We start from the raw sequence: 20,437 nt of genomic DNA, 5'->3' as shown, positions 1-20,437 counted from the left end.
GGCAATGAAGGGTTGGGCGCGGCTCGCACTCGCGGGTCTCCTGGTGTGGGCCGCGAGCGGCATCGCGCGGGCCGACGATCTCCTGAAGGCGAAGATCGGCGTCTTGCGTCTGTCGTCCTCGGCGCCGGTGTTCATCGCGCAGGACAAGGGCTATTTCCGCGACGCCGGGCTCGACGTCGAGCTGAAGTTCTTCGACGCGGCGCAGCCGATCGCGGTCGCGACCGCGTCGGGCGATGTCGATGTCGGCATCACCGCCGTCACCGCCGGCCTCTACAATCTCGCCGGCAAGGGCACGCTGAAGGTGATCGGCGGCATGAGCCGCGAGAAGGCCGGCTATCCCCTGATCGGCTACTTCGCCAGCAACAACGCCTATGCGAGCGGCCTCAAGACGCCGAAGGATCTGGCGGGCAAGCGCGTCGCGGTGACCCAGGTCGGCTCCAGCTTCCATTATTCGCTCGGCCTGCTCGCCGACAAATACGGCTTCAAGCTGTCCGACGTGAAGGTGGTGCCGCTGCAGTCGCTGTCGAACGCGGCCGCGGCGCTGAAGGGCGAAACCGTCGACGCCGCGCTGCTGCCGGTCTCGACCGCGCGGACGCTGATGGATTCCAACGGCGCGAAACTGCTCGGCTGGGTCGGCGACGAGACGCCGTGGCAGTTAGGGGCCATCTTCGCGTCGCCGAAGGCGCTGACCAACGCACCGCTGGTGACCAGGCTGCTCACCGCGCTCACCCGTGCCGACCACGAATATCACGACGTGATCCTGACTGCGATCAAGGACGGCGTGGCGCCGATCAACGACAAGACCAGGCCGCTGCTCGAGATCATCGCCAAATACACCAACCTGCCGGTCGCGCAGGTGGTCGGCAATTGCGCCTATATCGATCCCGACGGCAAGCTCGACGTGAAGAACCTCGACAACCAGATCAAATGGCTGCAGGGGCAGGGCTTTGTGGACAAGGGCTTTGACGCCAACGCGATCATCGCGAAGGATTATGTGAAGGCGGATTGATGTCGGACTGCGTGCACAACTCTATCCCCGTCACCCTGAGGAGCGCGCACTTGCGCGCGTCTCGAAGGGTCGACGGCCGAGCTGCTACATCCGGGCCGTCGACCCTTCGAGACGCCGCTGCGCGGCTCCTCAGGGTGACGGATGGAATAGTGGGGCTCTGACATGGACCTGATCGCCGACCATATCAGCCATCGCTTCGGCGCGCTTGACGTGCTCGACGATGTCTCCTTCACGGTGCGCGCCGGCGAGATCGTCGCGATCGTCGGTCCGTCCGGCTGCGGCAAGAGCACGCTGCTTTCCATTCTTGGCGGCTTGCTGCGGCCAGCTGCAGGCGCCGCCGAGCTGCGCGGCGCCGCGCCGGCCGATAGCCTCAATCCGCTGACCTTCGTATTCCAGGATTTTGCCCTGCTGCCGTGGAACACGGTCGAGGAGAACGTCGCGTTTCCGCTGCTCCATACGGGCTTGAGTGCCGGCGAGCGCCGCGCCGTGGTCGACGATGCGCTGCGTCGCACCGGGCTCTCGGATTTTCGCGCCGCCTATCCCAAGCAGCTGTCCGGCGGCATGCGCCAGCGCGTCGGCATTGCGCGGGCACTGGCGGTTCGCCCCGCGATCCTGCTGATGGACGAGCCGCTGTCGGCGCTGGATTCGCAGACCCGCGAGCTCCTGATGGAGGATTTCGTCCGTCTGCTCGCCGACGGTGCGATGGGCGCGGTCTATGTCACACATAATCTCGAGGAAGCGGTGCGGCTCGCCGACCGCGTCGTGGTGCTGTCGCGCCGCCCTGGCCGCATCCGGGAAATCGTGGCCATCCCGATGACGCGCGCCGAGCGCGGCACGACGCACGCGCGCGGGCCGATGGCTACGCTGCAAAGCGAGCTGTGGTCGCTGATCCGGTCGGAGGCGATCGATGCCGAACGCGAGGTCCAGCATGCTTGACCGCGCGCCGCGGGAAACGAAAGACCAATCGGCGGAGGCGACGCGCCCGGTCGCGTTTCGCGGCGCCGGCTTCACGCCTGGCGGCAGCCGCCATGCCGGCTGGATCGCGCTTGCGCTTGTGATCGCGGTCTGGCAGCTCGCCGGCAGCGCAGGATGGGTCAATCCGCTGTTCCTGCCGGCGCCGTCGGCGATCGCGGTCGCGATCTATAAGCTCGCGATGTCGGGCGCGCTGTGGCAGCACTTGTCGTGGTCCATTATGCGAATCGGTACCGGCTGGATCATCGGCACGGCCGCCGGCGTCGTGGTCGGCTTCGCGATCGGGTTGTCGACCATGGCGCGCGGCGTCGGCATCACCTTCATCTCGGCGCTGTTTCCGATTCCGAAGATCGCGCTGCTGCCGTTGCTCATTCTGTGGCTCGGGATCGGCGAGGAGCCGAAGATCGCGACCATTGCGCTTGGCGTGTTCTTCTCGACCGCGATCTCGGTCTATAGCGGCGTCGATGCGGTGCCGCGCAATTTGATCCGGATGGCGCAAAGCTTCAACGTGCCGTTCCACGCCATCGTGCGCCGCGTGATCTGGCCCGGCGCGCTGCCCTCGATCCTCGCCGGATTCCGCATCACCGCGTCGGTGGCGTTGCTGCTCGTCGTCAGCGCCGAGATGATCGGCGCGCAATACGGCATCGGCGCCTTCGTGCTGCAGGCCGGCAATCTGATGCAGACCGATCAGCTGCTCGCCGGCGTCGTGATCCTGTCGCTGTTCGGGCTTGCGGTGGGGAAGCTGATCAATTTGCTGGAGACGCGGTTGCTGCACTGGCGGTAAGGGACGCGCTGCCGCCACAACCAAGGTGTCGTCCCGGCGAAAGCCGGGACCCATAACCACAGGGTGTCGTTGTTAGAAAGGGCTGGGGCCCCAGCGCCTCGAACAACAAGACCCTGTGGTTATGGGTCCCGGGTCGCGCTTCGCTTGCCCGGGACGACAGCATTACACTTTGCCGCGCCCCTTACGCGTTCCCCCTGTCCTCGCGGAACAGGTCGAGCTTCTGCTGCACCGGGCGGTCGGAGAACGAGAACAGCACGGAGTCGGCATCGGCCTCGTGGGTGACCCAGTGCCAGCTGGGCACCACGAACAAATCGCGCGGTCCCCACTCGAAGGTCTGGTCGCCGACCCTTGTGCGGCCTTTGCCCTCGATCGCGGCGAACACGGTCGCATCGGTCGCGCGATAGCGCGCGGTCTTGAAACCCTTCGGCAGCAGCTGGATGAAGGTGCCGATGGTCGGCATCGCAAAATCGCCGGTCTCGGGGTTGGAGAATTTCAGCTTCAGGCCGTGGCAAGCGTCCCATTCGTCGCTGACCTTGGCCTTCTCCAGCGCCTCGCGGGTGTATTCATAGGGATAGTTGAAGATCGGCGAGGTCTTCGAGGTCCGCTTCTGGTCGATCGGCAGCAGATTGTGTCCGTAGCGCGCGAAGCTCGCGCCGGCCGGCTTGGAGATCGACTGCTGGTCCTCCTTGGCGCCTTCGGCAAACGAGCAGTCGAAGAACTGCACCATCGGGATGTCGAGCCCGTCGAGCCAGAACATCGGCTCATTGGTTTCGTTGGAATGGTCGTGCCAGGTCATCGACGGGGTGATGACGAAATCGCCCGGCGACATCGCGGTGCGCTCGCCGTCGACGGCGGTGAACGCGCCCTTGCCCTCGAGCACGAAGCGCAGCGCCGATTGGGCATGACGATGGGCGGGGGCGATGTCGCCCGGCACCACCATCTGCACGCCGGCGAACAGCGAGGTCGTGATCTTGGACTGGCCGCGCAGCCCGGGATTTTCCAGCACCAGCACGCGGCGCTCGGCTTCCTTGGCCGTGATCAGCTTGCCGGCCTCGTTCATGTAGTCGCGGATCTGGTCGAACTTCCACAAGTGAGGTCGGCAGGCGCTTTTCGGCTCCGGCGTGATCAGATCGTTCATCACGTTCCACAGCGCCGAGAGGTTCTGGCCGTCGATCTTCTTGTAGAATGCCTCGCGCTCCGGGGTCTTCTGCACGGCTTCCATGGCAAGCCTCCCATCATTATTGTTGGTGCAATTTAATTGACAGTATACTGACAATGTGGCTAGCGTCAATGAAACAAGCCAATGACGAAACGCAGGGGGAGGTTCCGATGAAGCTGCATGGCTATTTCCGGAGCAGCGCGTCCTACCGGGTCCGGATCGCCCTCAATCTGAAGGGGCTCACCTCAGAGCATCTGCCGCATCATCTGCGCAAGGGCGAGCAGTGCGCGCCGGCCTATCTTGCGATCAATCCGCAGGGGCTGGTGCCGACGCTGGAGAGCGACGCCGGCGCGATCCTCACCCAGTCGCTCGCGATCATCGAATGGCTCGACGAGACCAATCCCAACCCGCCGCTCTTGCCGAATGATCCGCTGCGGCGCGCTAAGGTGCGGGCGTTTGCGCAGGCGATCGCCTGCGACACCCATCCGGTGCAGAATCTGAAGGTGCTGGCGCGGCTCCGTCAGCTCGGCCTGCCCGAGGAGCAGGTGACGGAATGGGCGGCCTGGGCCAATCGCGAGGGACTGTCGGCCTGCGAGACCCTGATCGCGGCGGAAGCCGGCCCGTTCTGCTTTGGCGATGCGCCGACGCTGGCCGATCTCTGCCTGGTGCCGCAGCTCGCCAATGCGCGGCGTTTCGGCGTCGACGTCTCGGCCTATCCGCGCCTGCTCAAGGCCGAGGCCGCGGCGAAACAGGTCAAGGCGTTCGCCGACGCCGCCCCGGACAAGCAGCCCGATGCCGAATAACAAGCCAACGCCCGTCACGATGGACGCGGTCTACACCGCGCCCGGCTACCTGTTCCGGCGGATGCAGCAGATCGCGGTCGCGCTGTTCATCGAGGAGTGCAAGGCGTTCGACTTGACGCCGGTGCAATATGCCGCGCTGGTCACGATCTCGACCCATCCCGGCATCGACGCCACAAGGCTCTCGGCGGTGATCGCGTTCGACCGCTCCACGCTCGGCAATGTGATCGAACGGCTGCAGGCCAAGGAGTTCATCGTGCGCAAGCCGGCGCCCGAGGACAAGCGCGTCAAGCTGCTCTATCTTACCAAGGCCGGCGCGGCGGTGCTGAGCGATATCATGCCTTCGGTCGACAAGGCGCAGGCGCGGATGCTGCAGCCGCTGAAGCCGGCCGACCGCAAGACGCTGCTGGCGCTGTTGACCCAGCTCGTCGACCTCAACAACGAGGCGTCGCGGGTGCCGCTGCGCGCCGAGGACGCGCTCGAACATCTCGGGAGGTCGGGCTGATGGCGCAGACGAGACCTGTCCTGATCGCGGGCGGCGGCATCGGTGGCCTTGCCGTGGCGCTCGGCCTCGCGCAGAAGGGCATCCGCTCCATCTTGCTGGAGAAGGCTGCCGCGCTCGGTGAGATCGGCGCCGGCATCCAGCTCGGCCCGAACGCGTTCCACGCCTTCGACTATCTCGGCGTCGGCGAGGCCGCGCGCAACATGGCGGTCTATATCGATCAGCTGCGGCTGATGGATGCGCTGACCGCCGACGAGATCACCCATATCGATCTCGGCGATGCGTTTCGCGCGCGGTTCGGCAATCCCTATGCCGTCGTGCACCGCGGCGATCTGCACGGCGTGTTCCTGCGTGCCTGCCAAAATCACGAACTGATCGAGCTACGCGTGTCCAGCGAGGTGACCGGCTACGAGCAGGACGGCTCGTCCGTGACGGCAAAGCTCGCGAGTGGCGAGCGGATCACCGGCCGTCTTCTGATCGGCGCCGATGGCTTGTGGTCGAACATCCGCAAGCAGGTGACGGCGGACGGCCCGCCGCGCGTCTCCGGCCACACCACCTATCGCTCGGTGATTCCGACCGAGCAGATGCCGGAGGATCTGCGCTGGAACGCGGCCACGTTGTGGGCCGGCCCGAAATGCCACATCGTGCATTACCCGCTGTCGGGCTGGAAGGTGTTCAACCTCGTCGTCACCTATCATAACAATGCGCCGGAGCCGGTCGCGGGCAAGCCGGTGTTTGAAGCCGAGGTGATGAAGGGTTTTACCCACGTCCATGAGCGGGCGCAGAACATCATACGCCACGGCACCAACTGGAAGCTTTGGGTGCTGTGCGACCGCGATCCCACCGAGCGCTGGATCGACGGCCGCGTGGTGCTGCTGGGCGACGCCGCGCATCCGATGCTGCAATATTTCGCGCAGGGCGCCTGCCAGGCGATGGAGGACGCGGTCTGCCTGTCGCACATGCTGGCCAGTCACGATGACCAGACAGCGGCGCTCGAAGCCTACAGCGCGCAACGCTTCCCGCGCACGGCGCGCGTACAACTGATGTCACGCGCGATCGGCGAACACGTCTACCATCCCTCAGGTGAGCACGCCCGCATCCGCAACGCGATCATGAGCGCGAAGTCGCAGGATCAGTGGTGTGACGATATCGCGTGGCTGTATGGCGGGACGGGGCTGGGCGCTGCTGGTAGTTGAGGATCAGGCGGCGGCCGCGCCCTCAGTCGTCGTCCCGGACAAGCGAAGCGCGATCCGGGACCCATAACCACCGATGGCTGTTGTTATGGCAGGCTGGAGCCCCAGCCTTCGCGCCACAAATATTTGTGGTTATGGGTCCCGGCCTTCGCCGGGACGACACCGAATGTGTGGCCGGATGGTGGAACAGCTAATTGTTCGTCGTCCCGGACAAGCGAAGCGCGATCCGGGACCCATAACCACCGAAGGCTGTTATGGCAGGCTGGGGCCCCAGCTTTCGCGCCACAAACTTTTGTGGTTATGGGTCCCGGCCTTCGCCGGGACGGCATCGAATGTGTGGCGGCAGTGTTGCGCAGTCTGGCGCTCTCACATCCGCATCACCGCCTGCCGGTCGATCTTGCCGGTGCCGGTCTTCGGCAGTTCGTCGATGAATTTTACCTCGCGCGGATACTTATACGGCAACAGCTTCGTCTTGACGTAATCCTGCAGCCGCCGCGTCGCTTCGGCCGTGTCGAATCCGGCCTTGTTCATGACCACCACGGCGCGCAGCGTCATGCGCCGGTCCGGCAATTCGGCGGCGTAGACGGCGCATTCGCGGACGTCGGGATGATCGGCAAGGCAGAGCTCGACTTCCAGCGGATAGACCCACTGGCCGGAGATCTTGATCAGATCGTCGGCGCGGCCGCGGAAGAAGTGGAAGCCGTCGCTGTCGCGCATGAAGCGGTCGCCGGTGTAGATCCAGCCGTCCTCGCGCACGGTCTCGGCGGTCTTGTCCGGCCGGTTCCAGTACAGCGGGGTCGCGGAATCGCCGCGCACCCACAAGATGCCTTCCTCATTGTCGCCGACCTCGCGGCCATCGCTGTCGCGCAGCATGATCTCGTAGCCGGGCACGCGCAGGCCCGCGGCGCCGAGCTTCTTCCGTTCCGCGCGGTTGCTGAGATAGACGTGCAGCACTTCGGTCGAGCCGAGGCCTTCGATGATCTCGAGCCCGGTGAGCTGCTTCCAGCCGTTGAACACATCGGCCGACAGCACCTCGGCGGCCGAGACCGCCATCCGCAGCGAGGAGAAATCGGTCTGCTCGGCGCCCTTGGCCTTGGTCAGGGAGATGTAGAGTGTCGGCAGGCCGAAGAACACGGTCGGGCGATATTGCCCGATCGCAGCGAAGATCGTGGCCGGCTTCGGCTGGCCCGGCAGCAGCAGCGTCGCGGCGCCGATTGAGAAGGGAAACGTGATCGAATTGCCAAAACCGTAGGCGAAGAAGATCTTCGGCACCGAGAAGCAGATGTCACCAGGCTCTAGCTTCAGCACGTTGCGGGCAAAGGCGCGCTCGCTATAGGCCATGTCGTGCTGCAGATGCACGATGCCCTTGGGACGGCCGGTCGAGCCCGACGAATACATCCAGAACGCCATCTCGTTGCGGTGGGTGTCGGCCGCGTCGAGCTCGATCGGAAATCCTTGCAGCCAGTCGCCGGCGTTGCGCGCCTCGGCGACGGCGTGATCGCCGGCGGCGCCGTTGACCACGACCAGCGTGCGCAGCGGCGTGTCCTTGCAGGCTTCCGCGTTGAAGCGCGCGCAGAATTCCGCATCGGTGACGGCGACCTGCGCGCCGGCGTCGGACAGATAGAATTGCAGCAACTCGGGCGTGGTCAGCGTGTTGATCAAGAGCGGCACGAAGCCGGCGCGCACCGCGCCGAAGAATGCCGCGGGATAGGCCGGGGTGTCGTCGAGGAACAGCAGGATGCGGTCGCCGCGCTGCAGTCCAAGCGACCGGAAGGCGCGGCCCCAGCGTGCGGCCTCAGTGCAGAGCTCGCGATAGGTCCGCGTGCCGGCCGGGCCGATCAGCGCCAGGCGCTCGGCATTCCCGTTGCCGAGATTGTCGAACAGGATGCGGCTCGCATTGTAGCGCTCGGGGATCGTAAAGCCGATCTCGCGCGCACCGGGATTGTCCAGCGGAACCTGGTCGGCGATCCCGGTCATGAGCGTCCCCTTGCGGCTTCGAAACGAGCCATGAAGGCGGGCGACATCGCGCGCAGCCGCGCGTCGTCGATCCGGCCGGAGCGGGTGATGTAGCTGTACGCGAAATCCATCAGATCGAGCGTCATGTGCGCGGGGAAATGCTCGTACCAGTCGGCACTGGTTCGCGCCGCGGTGACGAGCTTCTTCACGATCGGCTTGCGCTCGCTCTCGTAGCGGGCAAGCGCGGCGGCGATGCCGCTCTCGGTCTCCAGCGCCTTGGTCAGCGCGATCGCATCCTCGATCGCAAGCCGCGTGCCCGAGCCGATCGAGAAATGCGCCGAATGCAAGGCGTCGCCGATCAGCACCATGTTGCCGTGCGACCAGCGCTCGTTCCAGATCCACGGGAAATTGCGCCACACCGATTTGTTCGAGATCAGCCGGTGGCCGTCCAGCGTCGCGGCGAATACGTCTTCGCAAATCGCCTGCGACTCCTCGATGCTCTTGTCGGCGAAGCCGTAGGCCGCCCAGGTCGCCGCATCGCACTCGACCAGGAAGGTGCTCATGTCCTTCGCATAGCGATAGTGATGGGCGTTGAAGCTGCCGCGCTCGGTTGCCACAAAGGTTTGCGACAGCGTCGCGAAGGTTTTCGTGGTGCCGTACCAAGCGAACTTGTTTGAGGAATGCGAGACCGACGCGCCGAAGGCGGACTCATAGCCGCGGCGGACCATTGAATTCAGCCCGTCGGCGGCGACGATCAGGTCGTAACCAGTGAGCTCGTCGACCGACTGCACCACGGTGTCGAAGCGCGGCGTGACGCCTGTGCTGCGGACCCGCTGTTGCAGGATCGTCAGCAGCGCCAGCCGCCCGATCGAGGAGAACCCGACGCCGTCGATCTCGACGCTCTCGCCGCGCAGATTGAGGGTGATGTTCTTCCAGCTCTCCATAAGCGGGGCGATGGCGTCGACCGTCTCGGGGTCGTCGGCGCGCAGGAAGTCCAGCGCCTGTTCGGAGAACACCACGCCGAAGCCCCAGGTGGCGCCGGCCGCGTTCTGCTCGAACAGGTCGATCTCGGCGTCGGGATGACGCTTCTTCCAGAGATAGGCGAAATAGAGCCCGCCGGGCCCTCCGCCGATCACGGCGATCCGCAACGTCTGCCTCCCAAATTGACAGTGTACTTACAATTTGGGTTTAGACTAATCGCCCTCCGGCGGGAACGCCAGAGGGAAAATGCGCGCGGCGACTAGCCGCCTGGGGCTGAAAGTCTCAGTAGCAGCGGCGGACCTTGACCCCGCCGACCCACACCCAGCGGCAGCCGGCGGCGACGGGTTTGCGGGCGACGACCGCACCGTTGGGACCGGCGCAGCCGGCGCGATAGACGCCGCGTGCGCAAACGACCGCGTTGGCGTCGGACGACTCAAAGGTCATGGTCGCGGCAAAGGACAGCAGGGCTGCGGCGATCAGCAATATTGAACGCATGAAATTCCCTCTCCCGGGTGAGGTATGCTTGGCCCGTAGGTGACAACAAGGTGCTGCGGCTCCGTGCCCCGGCGATCGCCGGGCACATGTCGTCTCACCGCCTGCGCGGCTATTTCTTTTCCGCTTCGGCCAGCACCTTCTTGCAGGCGGGCGCCAGCTTGTCGCTCTGCTTGGCGAGACAGGCGATGATGCGGCCGCCGCCGGGCGTCACGCTTTTGCAAAACTTCTCGTAATCGCCCATGCAGGCGTCGCGTTGTGCGGTGGTCAGCTCCTGGGCGTAGACGGCGGTTGCGCCGCAGAGCAGCGCGGCGGTCAGGACAATACGCAGCATTGTTCGCTCCCCTTTTCCGGTCGATCGCGCGACAACAGGATTACCGTGCCGCGAACGGCGCCAGCACGTCGCGGCACGCCGGCGACAGCGAGCCCGCATTGGTCGCGAGGCACTGCACGATCCGCCCGCCGCCCGGCTGGACGCCGCCACAGATCGAGCGGACGTCGGCGCCGCAGGCCGAGCGCAGCACGAACAGCTCTTCGCGCGGCCGCAGCGGCCGCAACGCGATCACGGCCGGCGCCGCGGCTGGTGCTGCCGTCGTCGCTGCAGCGCTCGCGGCCGGCGCGGCGGCGCCGCCACCAGCGGCAGCCACGGCCTTCTCGCAGGCCGGCGAAAGCTTGCCCTTGTTCTTTTCGAGGCACTGCAGCGCCGGCGCGCCGCCGGTCGGCACGCCCGCGCAAACCTTGGGATAATCGGAGCGGCATGCGCTGCGGATCGCGGAGATCTGCGCGTTGGACGGCGTCCCGGCCGCCTTCGGTGCGGCGGCCTCGGTGGCAGGCTTGGCCGTTGCCGCGGGAGCAGCTTCGGTCTTGGCCGCCGCGGGTGCAGAGTCTGCCTTCGGTGCGGCGGCCGGCGCTTCGACGGCCTTCACCGCGCTGGCGCAGCCCGGGCCGAGGCTTGCCATGTTCTTCTGCAGACATTGCAGCGAGGCTTCGCCGCCCGGCGGTACGCTGGAGCAGTGGGCGATGTAGTCGTTGCGGCATTGCGACTTGATGGCGTCGCGCTGCGCCTGCGTCGGCGCCTGCGACAAGGCCGGTGCGGTGCTCATGAACGCCGCAAGCGCAAGACATGCGGACAGCTTCGTTGCTCGTGTCAACGCATTGATCATCTGAATAAATCCTCTGGTCGCGCCGGATACGTCCGGCTCAACTGAATTGAGTTCTGAAAAAGTCTTATTGTAACAACCTCGGCGCGCGACATCATTTTCGCTTTCGAGTTCCGCTGCAAGCGGATTGTTGCTATGGATGAAGCAGCCGGATTTTTTGCCCGTCACGAGATCTTTAAATTAAGTCATTTGAATCGAGGCTCGGAAATGAGGCATGCGCGCGCGTCGGCACATTTCGGTCAGAGCAATTTTGTGCGGGTGCGAAATGCACCGCTTGCGCGCGTCGCGTTCGTCGTATCGGCCTTCGTCAGTTTAAGTGCCTGCGAGCAAAACAGTTTTGTTGCGCCGCCGCCGCCCAAGGTCGAGGTTGCGCCGCCGGTGCAGCGCGCCATCACACGTTATCTGGACGCCACCGGAAACACCGCGCCGATCCAGACCGTCGATCTGGTCGCGCGCGTGCAGGGCTTCCTGCAGGCGATCAACTATCAGGACGGCTCCTTCGTGAAGGCGGGAACCACGCTGTTCACGATCGAGCCGGAGACCTACAAGCTGAAGCTGGAACAGGCGCAGGCCGCAGAGGTCGGCGCGCAGGCGACGCTGAAGCAGGCCGAGCTCGACTTCAAGCGGCAGACCGATCTGGTGCAGCGGCAGGCGGTTTCGCAGGCGACTCTTGATACCTCGACGTCCACCCGGGACAACGCCCAGGCCAGTCTGCAGCAGGCCCAGGTCAACACCAAGATCGCGGCGGTCAACTACGGCTACACCAACGTGGCCGCGCCGTTCGATGGCATCGTCAGCAATCACCTGGTGTCGGTCGGCGAGCTGGTCGGCGTAGCGTCGCCGACCCAGCTTGCCACCATCGTCCAGCTCGACCCGATCTATGTGAATTTCAACGTCAACGAACAGGACGTGCAGCGGGTGCGGGATGAAGCTCGCAGGCGCGGCCTGACGGTCAACGAACTCAGGCAGTTGCCGGTCGAGGCCGGCCTGCAGACCGAAACCGGCTATCCGCACAAGGGCAGGCTTGATTACATCTCGCCGACCCTCAACCAGTCGACCGGCACGCTCGCGGTCCGCGGCGTGTTCGCAAATCCGGACCGGACCTTGCTGCCCGGCTTCTATGTCCGCGTTCGCGTGCCGTTCGAAAAGCAGGACAAGGCGCTGCTGGTGCCCGACGTCGCGATCGGCAGCGACCAGGCCGGCCGCTACGTGCTGGTCGTCAATGCCGAGAACGTGGTCGAGCAGCGCAAGGTGACGACGGGTCCGCTCGATGAGGGGCTGCGCGTCATCGAGAGCGGCCTGAAGGGCGATGACCGTATCGTGACCGCCGGATTGCTGCGCGCGATCCCCGGGCAGAAGGTCGATCCGCAGGTGCAGAAGGCCGACGCGGCGCCGACAGCCGCCAAATAGGACGCACGCGCCATGATCTCGAAATTCTTCATCGAGCGCCCGGTCCTTTCCAACGTCATCGCGATCCTGATGATCCTGATCGGCGGCGTGGCGCTGTACAATCTCGCGGTCGCGCAATATCCCGACGTGGTGCCGCCGACGGTGCAGGTGACGACGCGCTATCCCGGCGCCTCGGCCAAGACGGTGGTCGACACCGTGGCGCTGCCGATCGAGCAGCAGGTCAACGGCGTCGAGGACATGCTGTACATGCAGTCCTACAGCGGCGCCGACGGCACCTATACGCTGACGGTGACCTTCAAGATCGGCACCGATCTCAATTTCGCGCAGGTGCTGGTGCAGAACCGTGTCTCCAGCGCGCTGTCGCAGCTGCCGACTTCGGTGCAGAACCAGGGCGTCACGGTCCAGAAGCGGTCGACCTCGATCCTGCTGTTCGTGACGCTGACCTCGCCGAACAAGACCTATGACAGCCTGTTCCTGTCGAACTACGCCACCATCAACATCCGGGACGAGCTGTCGCGCCTTCCGGGTGTCGGCAACGTCACGGTGTTCGGCGCCGGGCAATATTCGATGCGGGTCTGGCTCGATCCGAACAAGCTGCAGGTGCGCGGGCTGGTGCCGCAGGACGTCATCCAGGCGATCCAGCAGCAGAGCCAGCAGGTCACCGCCGGCCAGGTCGGCGCGCCGCCGACGCCGGCGGGCCAGGCGTTCCAGTACACGCTGAACGTCAACGGCCGGCTCGACGACAAGAGCCAGTTCGAGGACATCATCGTCAAGACAGGCAATGTCGGCGACGTCACCCGGGTGCGCGACGTCGGCTGGGTCGAACTCGGGGCGCAGACCTACAGCCAGATCTTCTCACTGAACCAGAAGCCCGCGACCGGCATCGGCGTGTTCCAGTCGCCGGGCGCCAATGCCTTGCAGGTGGAGAAGGCCGTCGAGAAGAAGATGGCGGAGCTCGCCAAGCAGTTCCCGCAGGACATCAAATACGACACGCCGTTCGACACCACCAAATTCGTCAACGCCTCGATCGAGGAGGTCTACAAGACCCTGTTCGAGGCCGGCCTCCTGGTGCTGGTCGTGATCCTGGTCTTCCTGCAGGACTGGCGGGCGATGCTGGTGCCGGCAACCACCGTGCCGGTCACGATCATCGGCGCGTTCGCGGCCATGGCGGCGCTCGGCTTCACCATCAACCTCTCGACGCTGTTTGCGATCGTGCTGGCGATCGGCATCGTGGTCGACGACGCCATCGTCGTGGTCGAGGGCGCGGCGCACAATATCGAGCGCGGCATGTCGGGCCACGACGCCGCGATCAAGGCGATGGACGAATTGTTCGCGCCGATCGTCGGCATCACGCTGGTCTTGATATCGGTGTTTTTGCCGGCGGCGTTCCTGCCCGGGCTGACCGGGCGGATGTACGCGCAATTCGCGCTGGTGATCGCCGCCACCGCGCTGCTCAGCGCCGTCAACGCCGCGACGCTGAAGCCGACACAATGCGCGCTATGGCTGCGTCCTCCCGCTCCGCCCGAGCAGCGCAACTTCTTCTATCGCGGCTTCAACGCGGTCTATGACCGGCTGGAGCGCGGCTACACACGGCTGGTCAGCGGCATCGCCGGGCATGCCAAGACCTCGGTCGCCGTTGCGCTTGTTATCATCGGGCTTGCCGGCTACGGCCTGTCGCGGGTGCCGACCGGCTTCATTCCGATCGAGGACCAGGGCTATCTGCTCGCCGCGGTGCAATTGCCCGACGGCGCGGCCCTCGACCGCACCCAGCACGTGCTCGACGAGGTCACCAGGATCGCCGGCAAGACCCCCGGCGTCGAGCAGGTGGTCAGCATCGCCGGCATCTCCGCGCTGGACAACTCCTCGAGCCTCGCCAATGCCGGCGTCGCCTACCTGATCCTGAAGGACTGGGGCGCGCGCGGGCCGGGCGAGGATCTGCGTTCGCTGGTCTACGGGCTCAACGACAAGCTCGCGGTGATCCCGGAGGCGCGCATCCTGGTGATCCCGCCGCCGCCGATCCAGGGCATCGGCAACGCCGCCGGCTTTGCCATGCAGGTCGAGCTGCGCGACGGCAATGCCGACTACGGCAAGCTGCAGGCAGTCACCGGCGCGATCGTGGCCAATGCGCAGACCCAGAGCGCGCTGCAGCGGGTCCAGTCGTCGTTCCGCTCGATGGTGCCGCAGTTCGACGTCGACGTCGATCGCATCAAGACGCAGACCCTGCACGTCACCCCCGACCAGATCTTCGCGGCGCTGTCGTCCTATCTCGGCGCCAGCTACGTCAACCAGTTCACCAAGTTCGGCCGCACCTTCCAGGTCTATACCCAGGCCGAGGCACAGTACCGCCTGAGCCTGCGCGACATCGAGAACATGATGGTGCGCAACAGCAACGGCGACATGATCCCGCTTGGCACGGTCGCCAAGATCACGCCCTCGATCGGACCGTCGCTGATCAGCCTCTACAACCTCTATCCGTCCGCCTCCATCATCGGGCTGCCGGCGCAGGGTTACTCGTCCGGCCAGTCGATGGCGTTGATGGAGGAGATCGCGGCAAAGACGCTGCCGCCCGGCTCGGGCTTCGAGTGGACGGCGATGTCGTACCAGGAGAAGGAGGTCGGCAGCCAGATCTACTATGTGTTCGCGCTGGCGCTGCTGCTGGTCTATCTCGTGCTCGCCGGGCAATATGAGAGCTGGTACGCGCCGATCTCGGTGATCCTGGCCGTGCCGCTGTCGCTGCTCGGCCCGACGCTGGTGCTGCTGAGCCTGAATATCGAGAACAACCTCTACACCCAGATCGGCACCATCCTGCTGATCGCGCTGTCGGCCAAGAACGCGATCCTGATCGTCGAGGTCGCGCTGGAACGTCATCTGCGCGACGGACGGTCGGTGCTGGATTCGGCGATCGACGCGGCGCGCGCGAGATTCCGGCCGATCCTGATGACGTCGTTTGCCTTCATTCTCGGCGTGCTGCCGCTGGTGATCGCGACCGGTGCCGGCGCCAACGCCCGCAAGTCGATCGGCATCACCGTGTTCTCCGGCATGATCGCCTCGACCTGCCTCGCCGTGCTGTTCGTGCCGGCGTTCTTCGTCGTGGTGCAGAGTTTCGAGAACTGGCGCAAGGCGAAGAAGGGCAAGACGGCAACGCCGCAAGCCGCTCCGCAGGCGTCGGGCAACGCGCATTAGGGCTGCGCCGAGTGCATTCAGATCTCTCCCCGTCACCCTGAGAGAATGTGAATGTATTCACCGTCGTCCTGGCGAAAGCCAGGACCCATTACCCCAACCGCTTGTTGTTGTGTGACGCTGGGGCCACTATCGCACTCTCAATCGAATTCGGTGGTTATGGGTCCTGGCTTTCGCCAGGACGACGACGTTGGGAAGCCACTCGCTACAACTCTCACACCGTCACCCTGAGGAGGCCGCGAAGCGGCCGTCTCGAAGGGTCGACGGCCACCAGCCGGGCCGTGCATCCTTCGAGACGCGCTACGCGCTCCTCAGGATGACGGGTTCGGAGATGTTCCCCAGCTACACCTTCACCATGCGCTTGCCGCGGTTCTCGCCGGCCAAGAGCCCGATCAGCGCCTGCGGCGTGTTCTCGATGCCGTCGATGACGTCCTCCTGCACCTTGAGCTTGCCCGAGGCGACCCAGGACTGCAGGTCGGCGAGCGCGGCGTCGCGCTGGTCCATGTAGTCCATCACGATGAAGCCCTGCATGATCAGCCGCTTCACCACGATCAGGCCGGGCACGCCGCGCGGGCCGTGCGCGGAGGGGACGCCGTCATATTGCGAGATCGCGCCGCAGCAGGCGATCCGGCCGCGATTGTTCATCTGCGCCAGGCAGGCTTCCAGAATGTCGCCGCCGACATTGTCGAAATAGACGTCGATGCCCTTGGGCGCCGCCGCGCGCAGCGCCTTGTAGGTGGCGCCGTCCTTGTAGTCGACCGCGGCGTCGAAGCCGAGCTCGCTGGTCAGCCAATGGCACTTGTCCTTGCCGCCGGCGATGCCGACGACGCGGCAGCCCTTGATCCTGGCGATCTGGCCGACGATCGAGCCGACCGAGCCCGCGGCCGCCGACACCACCACGGTCTCGCCTTCCCTGGGCTTGCCGACGTGGAGCAGGCCGAAATAGGCGGTCAGGCCGGCAACGCCGTAGACGCTGAGCAGATGCGTCATCGGCTCGAGCTTCGGCATCTTCGCCAGGTGCTTGGCGGGCACGGCGGCATAATCCTGCCAGCCGGTGTCGCCGAACACGATATCGCCGGGCTTCAGGCCGGGATCCTTCGACGAGATCACCTCGGCGATGCTGCCGCCGGCCATCACGGTGTTGGCTTCCACCGCAGCGCGGTAAGTGGCGCCGTGCATCCAGGCGCGGTTGGCGGCATCGAGCGAGATGTAACGCGTCCGCACCAGCGCCTCGCCGTCCTTCGGTGCGGGGATCGTCCCCTTGGTCAGGCGAAAATGCTCGGGGCCCAGCTTGCCGGTCGGCTTTTCGACAAGCAGGATCTGGCGATTGACGGTGTCGTTCATTGGTGTCTCCCCTCGCGTTGGTCGTTTCGCATGCAATTGACTGCGGCGCGCGCAGCGCCTTGCACAGATTGTGCGCTGCATGAACGCTAATCCGCGCGCTGGCATTCCACAACGGGAACGTTTCGGCAAAGTCGCGCTGGACGCGAAGCGTGTTGCGTAGCTGCGTAAATCTGCCACACTTGCCCTTCGCCGGGAACTTACGGGGGTAAGAGAATGTCGAGCAGGTTTACGCAGTATATCCTGATTGCGATGGTCCTTGGCATCGCGATGGGGACGATTGTCTTCAACTACTTTCCTGACAGCCGTGCCGAGATCGCAGCAGACGTCAACCTGATCGCGATGCTGTTCCTGCGCCTGATCAAGATGATCATCGCGCCGCTGGTTTTCGCGACCCTCGTCGGCGGCATCGCCCATATGGGAAGCGGCGCCAAGCTCGGCCGCATCTTCGCGAAGACCATGGGCTGGTTCGTGTCCGCCTCCTTCGTCTCGCTGCTGCTCGGCCTCGTGATGGTCAACCTGCTGCAGCCCGGCGCCAACTTCCCCGGCACGCTGCCCGACAAGGCCCAGTCGACCGGCCTGCCGGTGTCGGCGTTCTCGATCGAAAAATTCCTCACCCATCTGATCCCGACCTCGATCGCGGACGCGATGGCGCAGAACGAGATCCTGCAGATCGTCGTGTTCGCGGTGTTCTTCGCGGTTGCGCTCGGTGCGATGCCTGAACGGGCCAAGCCGATCATGAGCCTGATCGACGACCTCGCGCACATCATGCTCAAGGTTACCGGCTATGTGATGCTGTTCGCGCCGCTCGCGGTGTGGGCCGCGATCATGGCGACCGTCTCGAAGAACGGCCTCGGCGTGCTCTGGAAGCTCATCGTCTTCATGGGCGGCTTCTATCTCTCGCTCCTGATCCTGTGGGGCATCCTGGTCGTCGTCGGGTTCATCGTGATCGGGCCGCGCTACAGCCATCTCTTGCGGCTGATCCGCGAGCCGCTGATGATCGCGTTCTCGACCGCCTCGTCGGAGGCGGCCTATCCGAAGACGCTGGAGGGGCTGAACAGGTTCGGCGCCTCCTCGCGCATCTCGGCCTTCGTGCTGCCGCTCGGCTATTCCTTCAACCTCGACGGCACGATGATGTACTGCACCTTCGCGAGCATCTTCATCGCGCAGACCTACCACATCGAGATGTCGGTCGGCACCCAGCTCGCGATGCTGGCGACGCTGATGATCACCTCGAAGGGCGTTGCCGGTGTGCCGCGCGCCTCGCTGGTGGTGATCGCCTCGACGCTGGCGCAGTTCAACATCCCCGAGGCGGGCCTGCTGATGATCATGGGCATCGACACCTTCCTCGACATGGGCCGCAGCGCCACCAACGTGATCGGCAACTCGCTGGCGACCGCCGTGGTCGCGAAGTGGGAGGGCGAGCTGAAGGCCGAGCACGAGCTCGGGCCCGACGACGCGGTGCCGCAGGATGCGGTGCCCGGCGCCGTGATGGCCGGCCATTGAGGGGAGGGATGCATGCATCGCGCCCGCTGGAGGCCGATACGGGCTGAGGCGCCTCTGCTGTCGACATGCCTGCTGTCGGCGTGTCTGCTGGCGGCAAGCCTGCTCGCCGCACCGGCCACCGCACAGCCGGCGGGCGAGGGGCTCAGCCCCACGCTCGCCAACATCAAGGCCACGCACGCGGTGCGGATCGGCTATCGCGAAAGCTCGCCGCCGTTCTCGTTCCTCGATCACTCCAACCGGCCGATTGGCTACAGCCTCGAGCTGTGCGATGCGATCGTCGAGGAGATCGGGACCGAGGTCGACGACGCCAATCTCAAGGTCGACTACGTCAAGGTCACCTCCGACGACCGCATTCCGGCGGTCGTCGACAAGAAGATCGACCTGGAATGCGGATCGACCACGGCGAATGCCGAGCGCGGCAAGCAGGTCGCATTCTCGCCGCTGATGTTCGTGGCCGGCACCAAGCTGATGGTGCCGAAGGCCTCCGGCGTCACCCAGGTTGCCGACCTCAAGGGCAAGACGGTGGTGGTGACCAAGGGCACCACCAACGAGCAGGCGATGCACAATGTCGACGCCAAGCAAAAGCTCGGCCTCAACATCGTCACCGCCCCCGACCACGAGCAGTCCTACCAGATGCTGGCGGACGGCAAGGCGGACGCATTCGCGACCGACGACATCCTGCTTTACGGCCTGATCGCGCGGCACAAGTCGCAGGACAAATTCCGCGTCACCGGCGACTACCTGTCCTACGATCCCTACGGCATCATGTACCGCAAGGGCGAGCCGCAGATGAAGGACGTGGTCGAGCGCGCGTTCCGCAGGCTCGCCTCGAACCGCGACATCGTCCCGCTCTACAACAAATGGTTCGTCGCCCGCCTGCCGACCGGCGAGAAGCTCAACGTCGCGCTGTCGCCGCAGCTCGAAGAGGCCTTCAAGGCGCTCGACGATTCACCGGGCGGGTCGAACTAGCCGCGAGGGTCGACCTCTCCCTCGCGGGAGAGGTCGACCATTGCGGCGCGGCATCGTTCACCGCCAATAGCGCCGCGACAAATCCAGGCACTGCCGGACCCAGTATCCGTTCACATGGATCAGCTGGCATGTGCTCGGAGGCGGCTCCTTGATGATTGGGTAGCCGTGGATGTCGATATTCGTCGGGGCCGTGACGCCGCGCCAAAACACCGCGTTGGCGGCCGGAGGATTGAAGGCGGCAGCGAACGCCGCGACTGCGAGAAGGCTCAAAAGAAGTTTGCGCATAATCTGTTTCCGGATCAATCAATGTACGGAAGCGTACTCCCTTGCGCGGGATGAGCAAGGCGCTGAATGGATCAAAATGACGGCCAGAGCGTCGGTGCCAGCCGCACCACTGCCCCCGCGTCAGCCGCCGCGAACCGCCATACATGCGAGGGCAACGATGCCGACCGCCGCCAGAACAACCATGACCTGGAAAATCGCGCGCCCAAGAATCGCTCCAATCGCACCCATCAAAGCTCCGTCGATCCGGCGGGATCTTCCTTCGAGTGTCCACGCGCCGCGATCTCTGGAGCATCATCGGCAGGCAAGATTCGGCTGTTGAAGTCGGCGAGCTCGTTGCTTCACCGGCTAATGTCGTTCGGCGACAAGTCGGTCGACCTGTTGCTTCAGCTCTGCTTCCATTTCGGAGATGACGTCGTGCGGCAGGCGAGCGCGAAGCGGATCGGTTGTCTCGTGCTGCTTCCTGGGGGGCTTGACGAGCGCGGGTCGTTCAAGGGCCTGATCCTCGATCAATCGTCGAGAGGACACATAGCCTGTCGCGCCAGCCGTCACGTCAGTCCCGTGGGGTTCGCAAGAATCCTGATCCGGCTGCACCGCGTTCTTCATGAGCTTTGCCTCCTGGCACCATGTCGCGAGAATTCCCTTGCTCAGGCCCGAACCATTCGGCTCGTCCGGCTTGTCGCTCATCAATGACGCTGAAACCTCCAAACTTGTTCCGCTCGGAACCTGCAAAGGTCCGCC

General features: G+C 65.1%; 19 protein-coding genes. 10 read left to right on the top strand and 9 right to left on the bottom strand.

Features of this window, described 5'->3' with window-relative positions:
• Window positions 1-4 precede the first annotated feature (4 nt).
• From ACE10X_RS42180 to ACE10X_RS42170, 3 genes are all read left to right on the top strand, one after another.
• Window positions 5-1,009: an ABC transporter substrate-binding protein gene (locus tag ACE10X_RS42180; protein ID WP_038384744.1), complete on the top strand. Its 1,005-nt coding sequence runs from the start codon at window positions 5-7 to the stop codon at window positions 1,007-1,009.
• A 162-nt stretch (window positions 1,010-1,171) separates the two neighbouring features.
• A complete protein-coding gene (locus ACE10X_RS42175; protein ID WP_038384745.1) occupies window positions 1,172-1,945 on the top strand; it encodes an ABC transporter ATP-binding protein in 774 nt (257 codons plus the stop codon).
• Window positions 1,938-2,765, top strand: a complete 828-nt coding sequence (locus ACE10X_RS42170; RefSeq protein ID WP_375763828.1) for an ABC transporter permease — start codon at window positions 1,938-1,940, stop codon at window positions 2,763-2,765. The genes ACE10X_RS42175 and ACE10X_RS42170 overlap by 8 nt, the downstream gene beginning before the upstream one ends.
• 181 nt (window positions 2,766-2,946) lie before the next feature.
• Here ACE10X_RS42170 and gtdA read toward each other — a convergent pair whose 3' ends face one another.
• A complete protein-coding gene (gtdA, locus tag ACE10X_RS42165) occupies window positions 2,947-3,987 on the bottom strand; it encodes a gentisate 1,2-dioxygenase (RefSeq protein WP_038384747.1) in 1,041 nt (346 codons plus the stop codon).
• Between the two features lie 107 nt (window positions 3,988-4,094).
• On the opposite strand from gtdA, the gene maiA reads away from it, so the two are divergent.
• Genes maiA through ACE10X_RS42150 form a run of 3 tightly spaced genes read left to right on the top strand, consistent with a single transcriptional unit; the run spans window position 4,095 to window position 6,422 of the window.
• Window positions 4,095-4,727, top strand: coding sequence for a maleylacetoacetate isomerase (maiA, locus tag ACE10X_RS42160; protein ID WP_038384748.1), 633 nt, complete (start codon window positions 4,095-4,097; stop codon window positions 4,725-4,727).
• Window positions 4,717-5,229, top strand: a complete 513-nt coding sequence (locus tag ACE10X_RS42155) for a MarR family winged helix-turn-helix transcriptional regulator (protein WP_026191972.1) — start codon at window positions 4,717-4,719, stop codon at window positions 5,227-5,229. The genes maiA and ACE10X_RS42155 overlap by 11 nt, the downstream gene beginning before the upstream one ends.
• Window positions 5,229-6,422, top strand: coding sequence for a 3-hydroxybenzoate 6-monooxygenase (locus ACE10X_RS42150; RefSeq protein ID WP_038384751.1), 1,194 nt, complete (start codon window positions 5,229-5,231; stop codon window positions 6,420-6,422). The genes ACE10X_RS42155 and ACE10X_RS42150 overlap by 1 nt, the downstream gene beginning before the upstream one ends.
• 363 nt (window positions 6,423-6,785) lie before the next feature.
• Here ACE10X_RS42150 and ACE10X_RS42145 read toward each other — a convergent pair whose 3' ends face one another.
• From ACE10X_RS42145 to ACE10X_RS42125, 5 genes are all read right to left on the bottom strand, one after another.
• Entirely contained in the window at window positions 6,786-8,396 is a 1,611-nt protein-coding gene (locus ACE10X_RS42145; RefSeq protein ID WP_038384752.1) for a benzoate-CoA ligase family protein, read from the bottom strand.
• The gene (locus ACE10X_RS42140) at window positions 8,393-9,523 is read right to left on the bottom strand and encodes an FAD-dependent monooxygenase (RefSeq protein WP_038384753.1); all 1,131 of its coding nucleotides are present in this window, start codon (window positions 9,521-9,523) and stop codon (window positions 8,393-8,395) included. The genes ACE10X_RS42145 and ACE10X_RS42140 overlap by 4 nt, the downstream gene beginning before the upstream one ends.
• Before the next feature lie 115 nt (window positions 9,524-9,638).
• Window positions 9,639-9,851, bottom strand: a complete 213-nt coding sequence (locus ACE10X_RS42135; RefSeq protein WP_028341820.1) for a hypothetical protein — start codon at window positions 9,849-9,851, stop codon at window positions 9,639-9,641.
• Between the two features lie 109 nt (window positions 9,852-9,960).
• Window positions 9,961-10,182, bottom strand: coding sequence for a cysteine rich repeat-containing protein (locus ACE10X_RS42130; protein WP_028336261.1), 222 nt, complete (start codon window positions 10,180-10,182; stop codon window positions 9,961-9,963).
• Between the two features lie 40 nt (window positions 10,183-10,222).
• A complete protein-coding gene (locus tag ACE10X_RS42125; RefSeq protein ID WP_038384754.1) occupies window positions 10,223-11,011 on the bottom strand; it encodes a cysteine rich repeat-containing protein in 789 nt (262 codons plus the stop codon).
• A gap of 204 nt (window positions 11,012-11,215) precedes the next feature.
• Here ACE10X_RS42125 and ACE10X_RS42120 point away from each other — a divergent pair, with 204 nt between their 5' ends.
• Together ACE10X_RS42120 and ACE10X_RS42115 are read left to right on the top strand one after the other, a co-directional pair.
• Window positions 11,216-12,418 (top strand): efflux RND transporter periplasmic adaptor subunit, encoded by a 1,203-nt coding sequence (locus ACE10X_RS42120; RefSeq protein ID WP_244435797.1) that lies wholly within the window; start codon window positions 11,216-11,218, stop codon window positions 12,416-12,418.
• 12 nt (window positions 12,419-12,430) lie between these two features.
• Complete coding sequence (locus ACE10X_RS42115; protein ID WP_375763827.1) at window positions 12,431-15,601, top strand: efflux RND transporter permease subunit; 3,171 nt, start codon at window positions 12,431-12,433, stop codon at window positions 15,599-15,601.
• A gap of 339 nt (window positions 15,602-15,940) precedes the next feature.
• Here the strand turns inward: ACE10X_RS42115 and ACE10X_RS42110 are convergent, their stop codons facing one another.
• Window positions 15,941-16,942: an NADP-dependent oxidoreductase gene (locus ACE10X_RS42110; RefSeq protein ID WP_038384756.1), complete on the bottom strand. Its 1,002-nt coding sequence runs from the start codon at window positions 16,940-16,942 to the stop codon at window positions 15,941-15,943.
• 213 nt (window positions 16,943-17,155) lie between these two features.
• Here ACE10X_RS42110 and ACE10X_RS42105 point away from each other — a divergent pair, with 213 nt between their 5' ends.
• Together ACE10X_RS42105 and ACE10X_RS42100 are read left to right on the top strand one after the other, a co-directional pair.
• A complete protein-coding gene (locus tag ACE10X_RS42105; RefSeq protein WP_028336266.1) occupies window positions 17,156-18,445 on the top strand; it encodes a dicarboxylate/amino acid:cation symporter in 1,290 nt (429 codons plus the stop codon).
• 12 nt (window positions 18,446-18,457) lie between these two features.
• A complete protein-coding gene (locus ACE10X_RS42100) occupies window positions 18,458-19,414 on the top strand; it encodes an amino acid ABC transporter substrate-binding protein (protein WP_051002985.1) in 957 nt (318 codons plus the stop codon).
• Window positions 19,415-19,471: 57 nt separating this feature from the next.
• Here ACE10X_RS42100 and ACE10X_RS42095 read toward each other — a convergent pair whose 3' ends face one another.
• Entirely contained in the window at window positions 19,472-19,699 is a 228-nt protein-coding gene (locus ACE10X_RS42095; RefSeq protein WP_038384757.1) for a hypothetical protein, read from the bottom strand.
• Between the two features lie 345 nt (window positions 19,700-20,044).
• Window positions 20,045-20,383: a hypothetical protein gene (locus ACE10X_RS42090; RefSeq protein ID WP_375763826.1), complete on the bottom strand. Its 339-nt coding sequence runs from the start codon at window positions 20,381-20,383 to the stop codon at window positions 20,045-20,047.
• Window positions 20,384-20,437 lie beyond the last annotated feature (54 nt).

The organism is Bradyrhizobium sp. Pha-3 (assembly GCF_042258325.1).
In the GTDB taxonomy this organism is placed as follows: Bacteria; Pseudomonadota; Alphaproteobacteria; order Rhizobiales; family Xanthobacteraceae; genus Bradyrhizobium; species Bradyrhizobium elkanii.
Note: the sequence above shows the minus strand (reverse complement) of the source record. Positions and strands in the feature narration are given on the sequence as shown.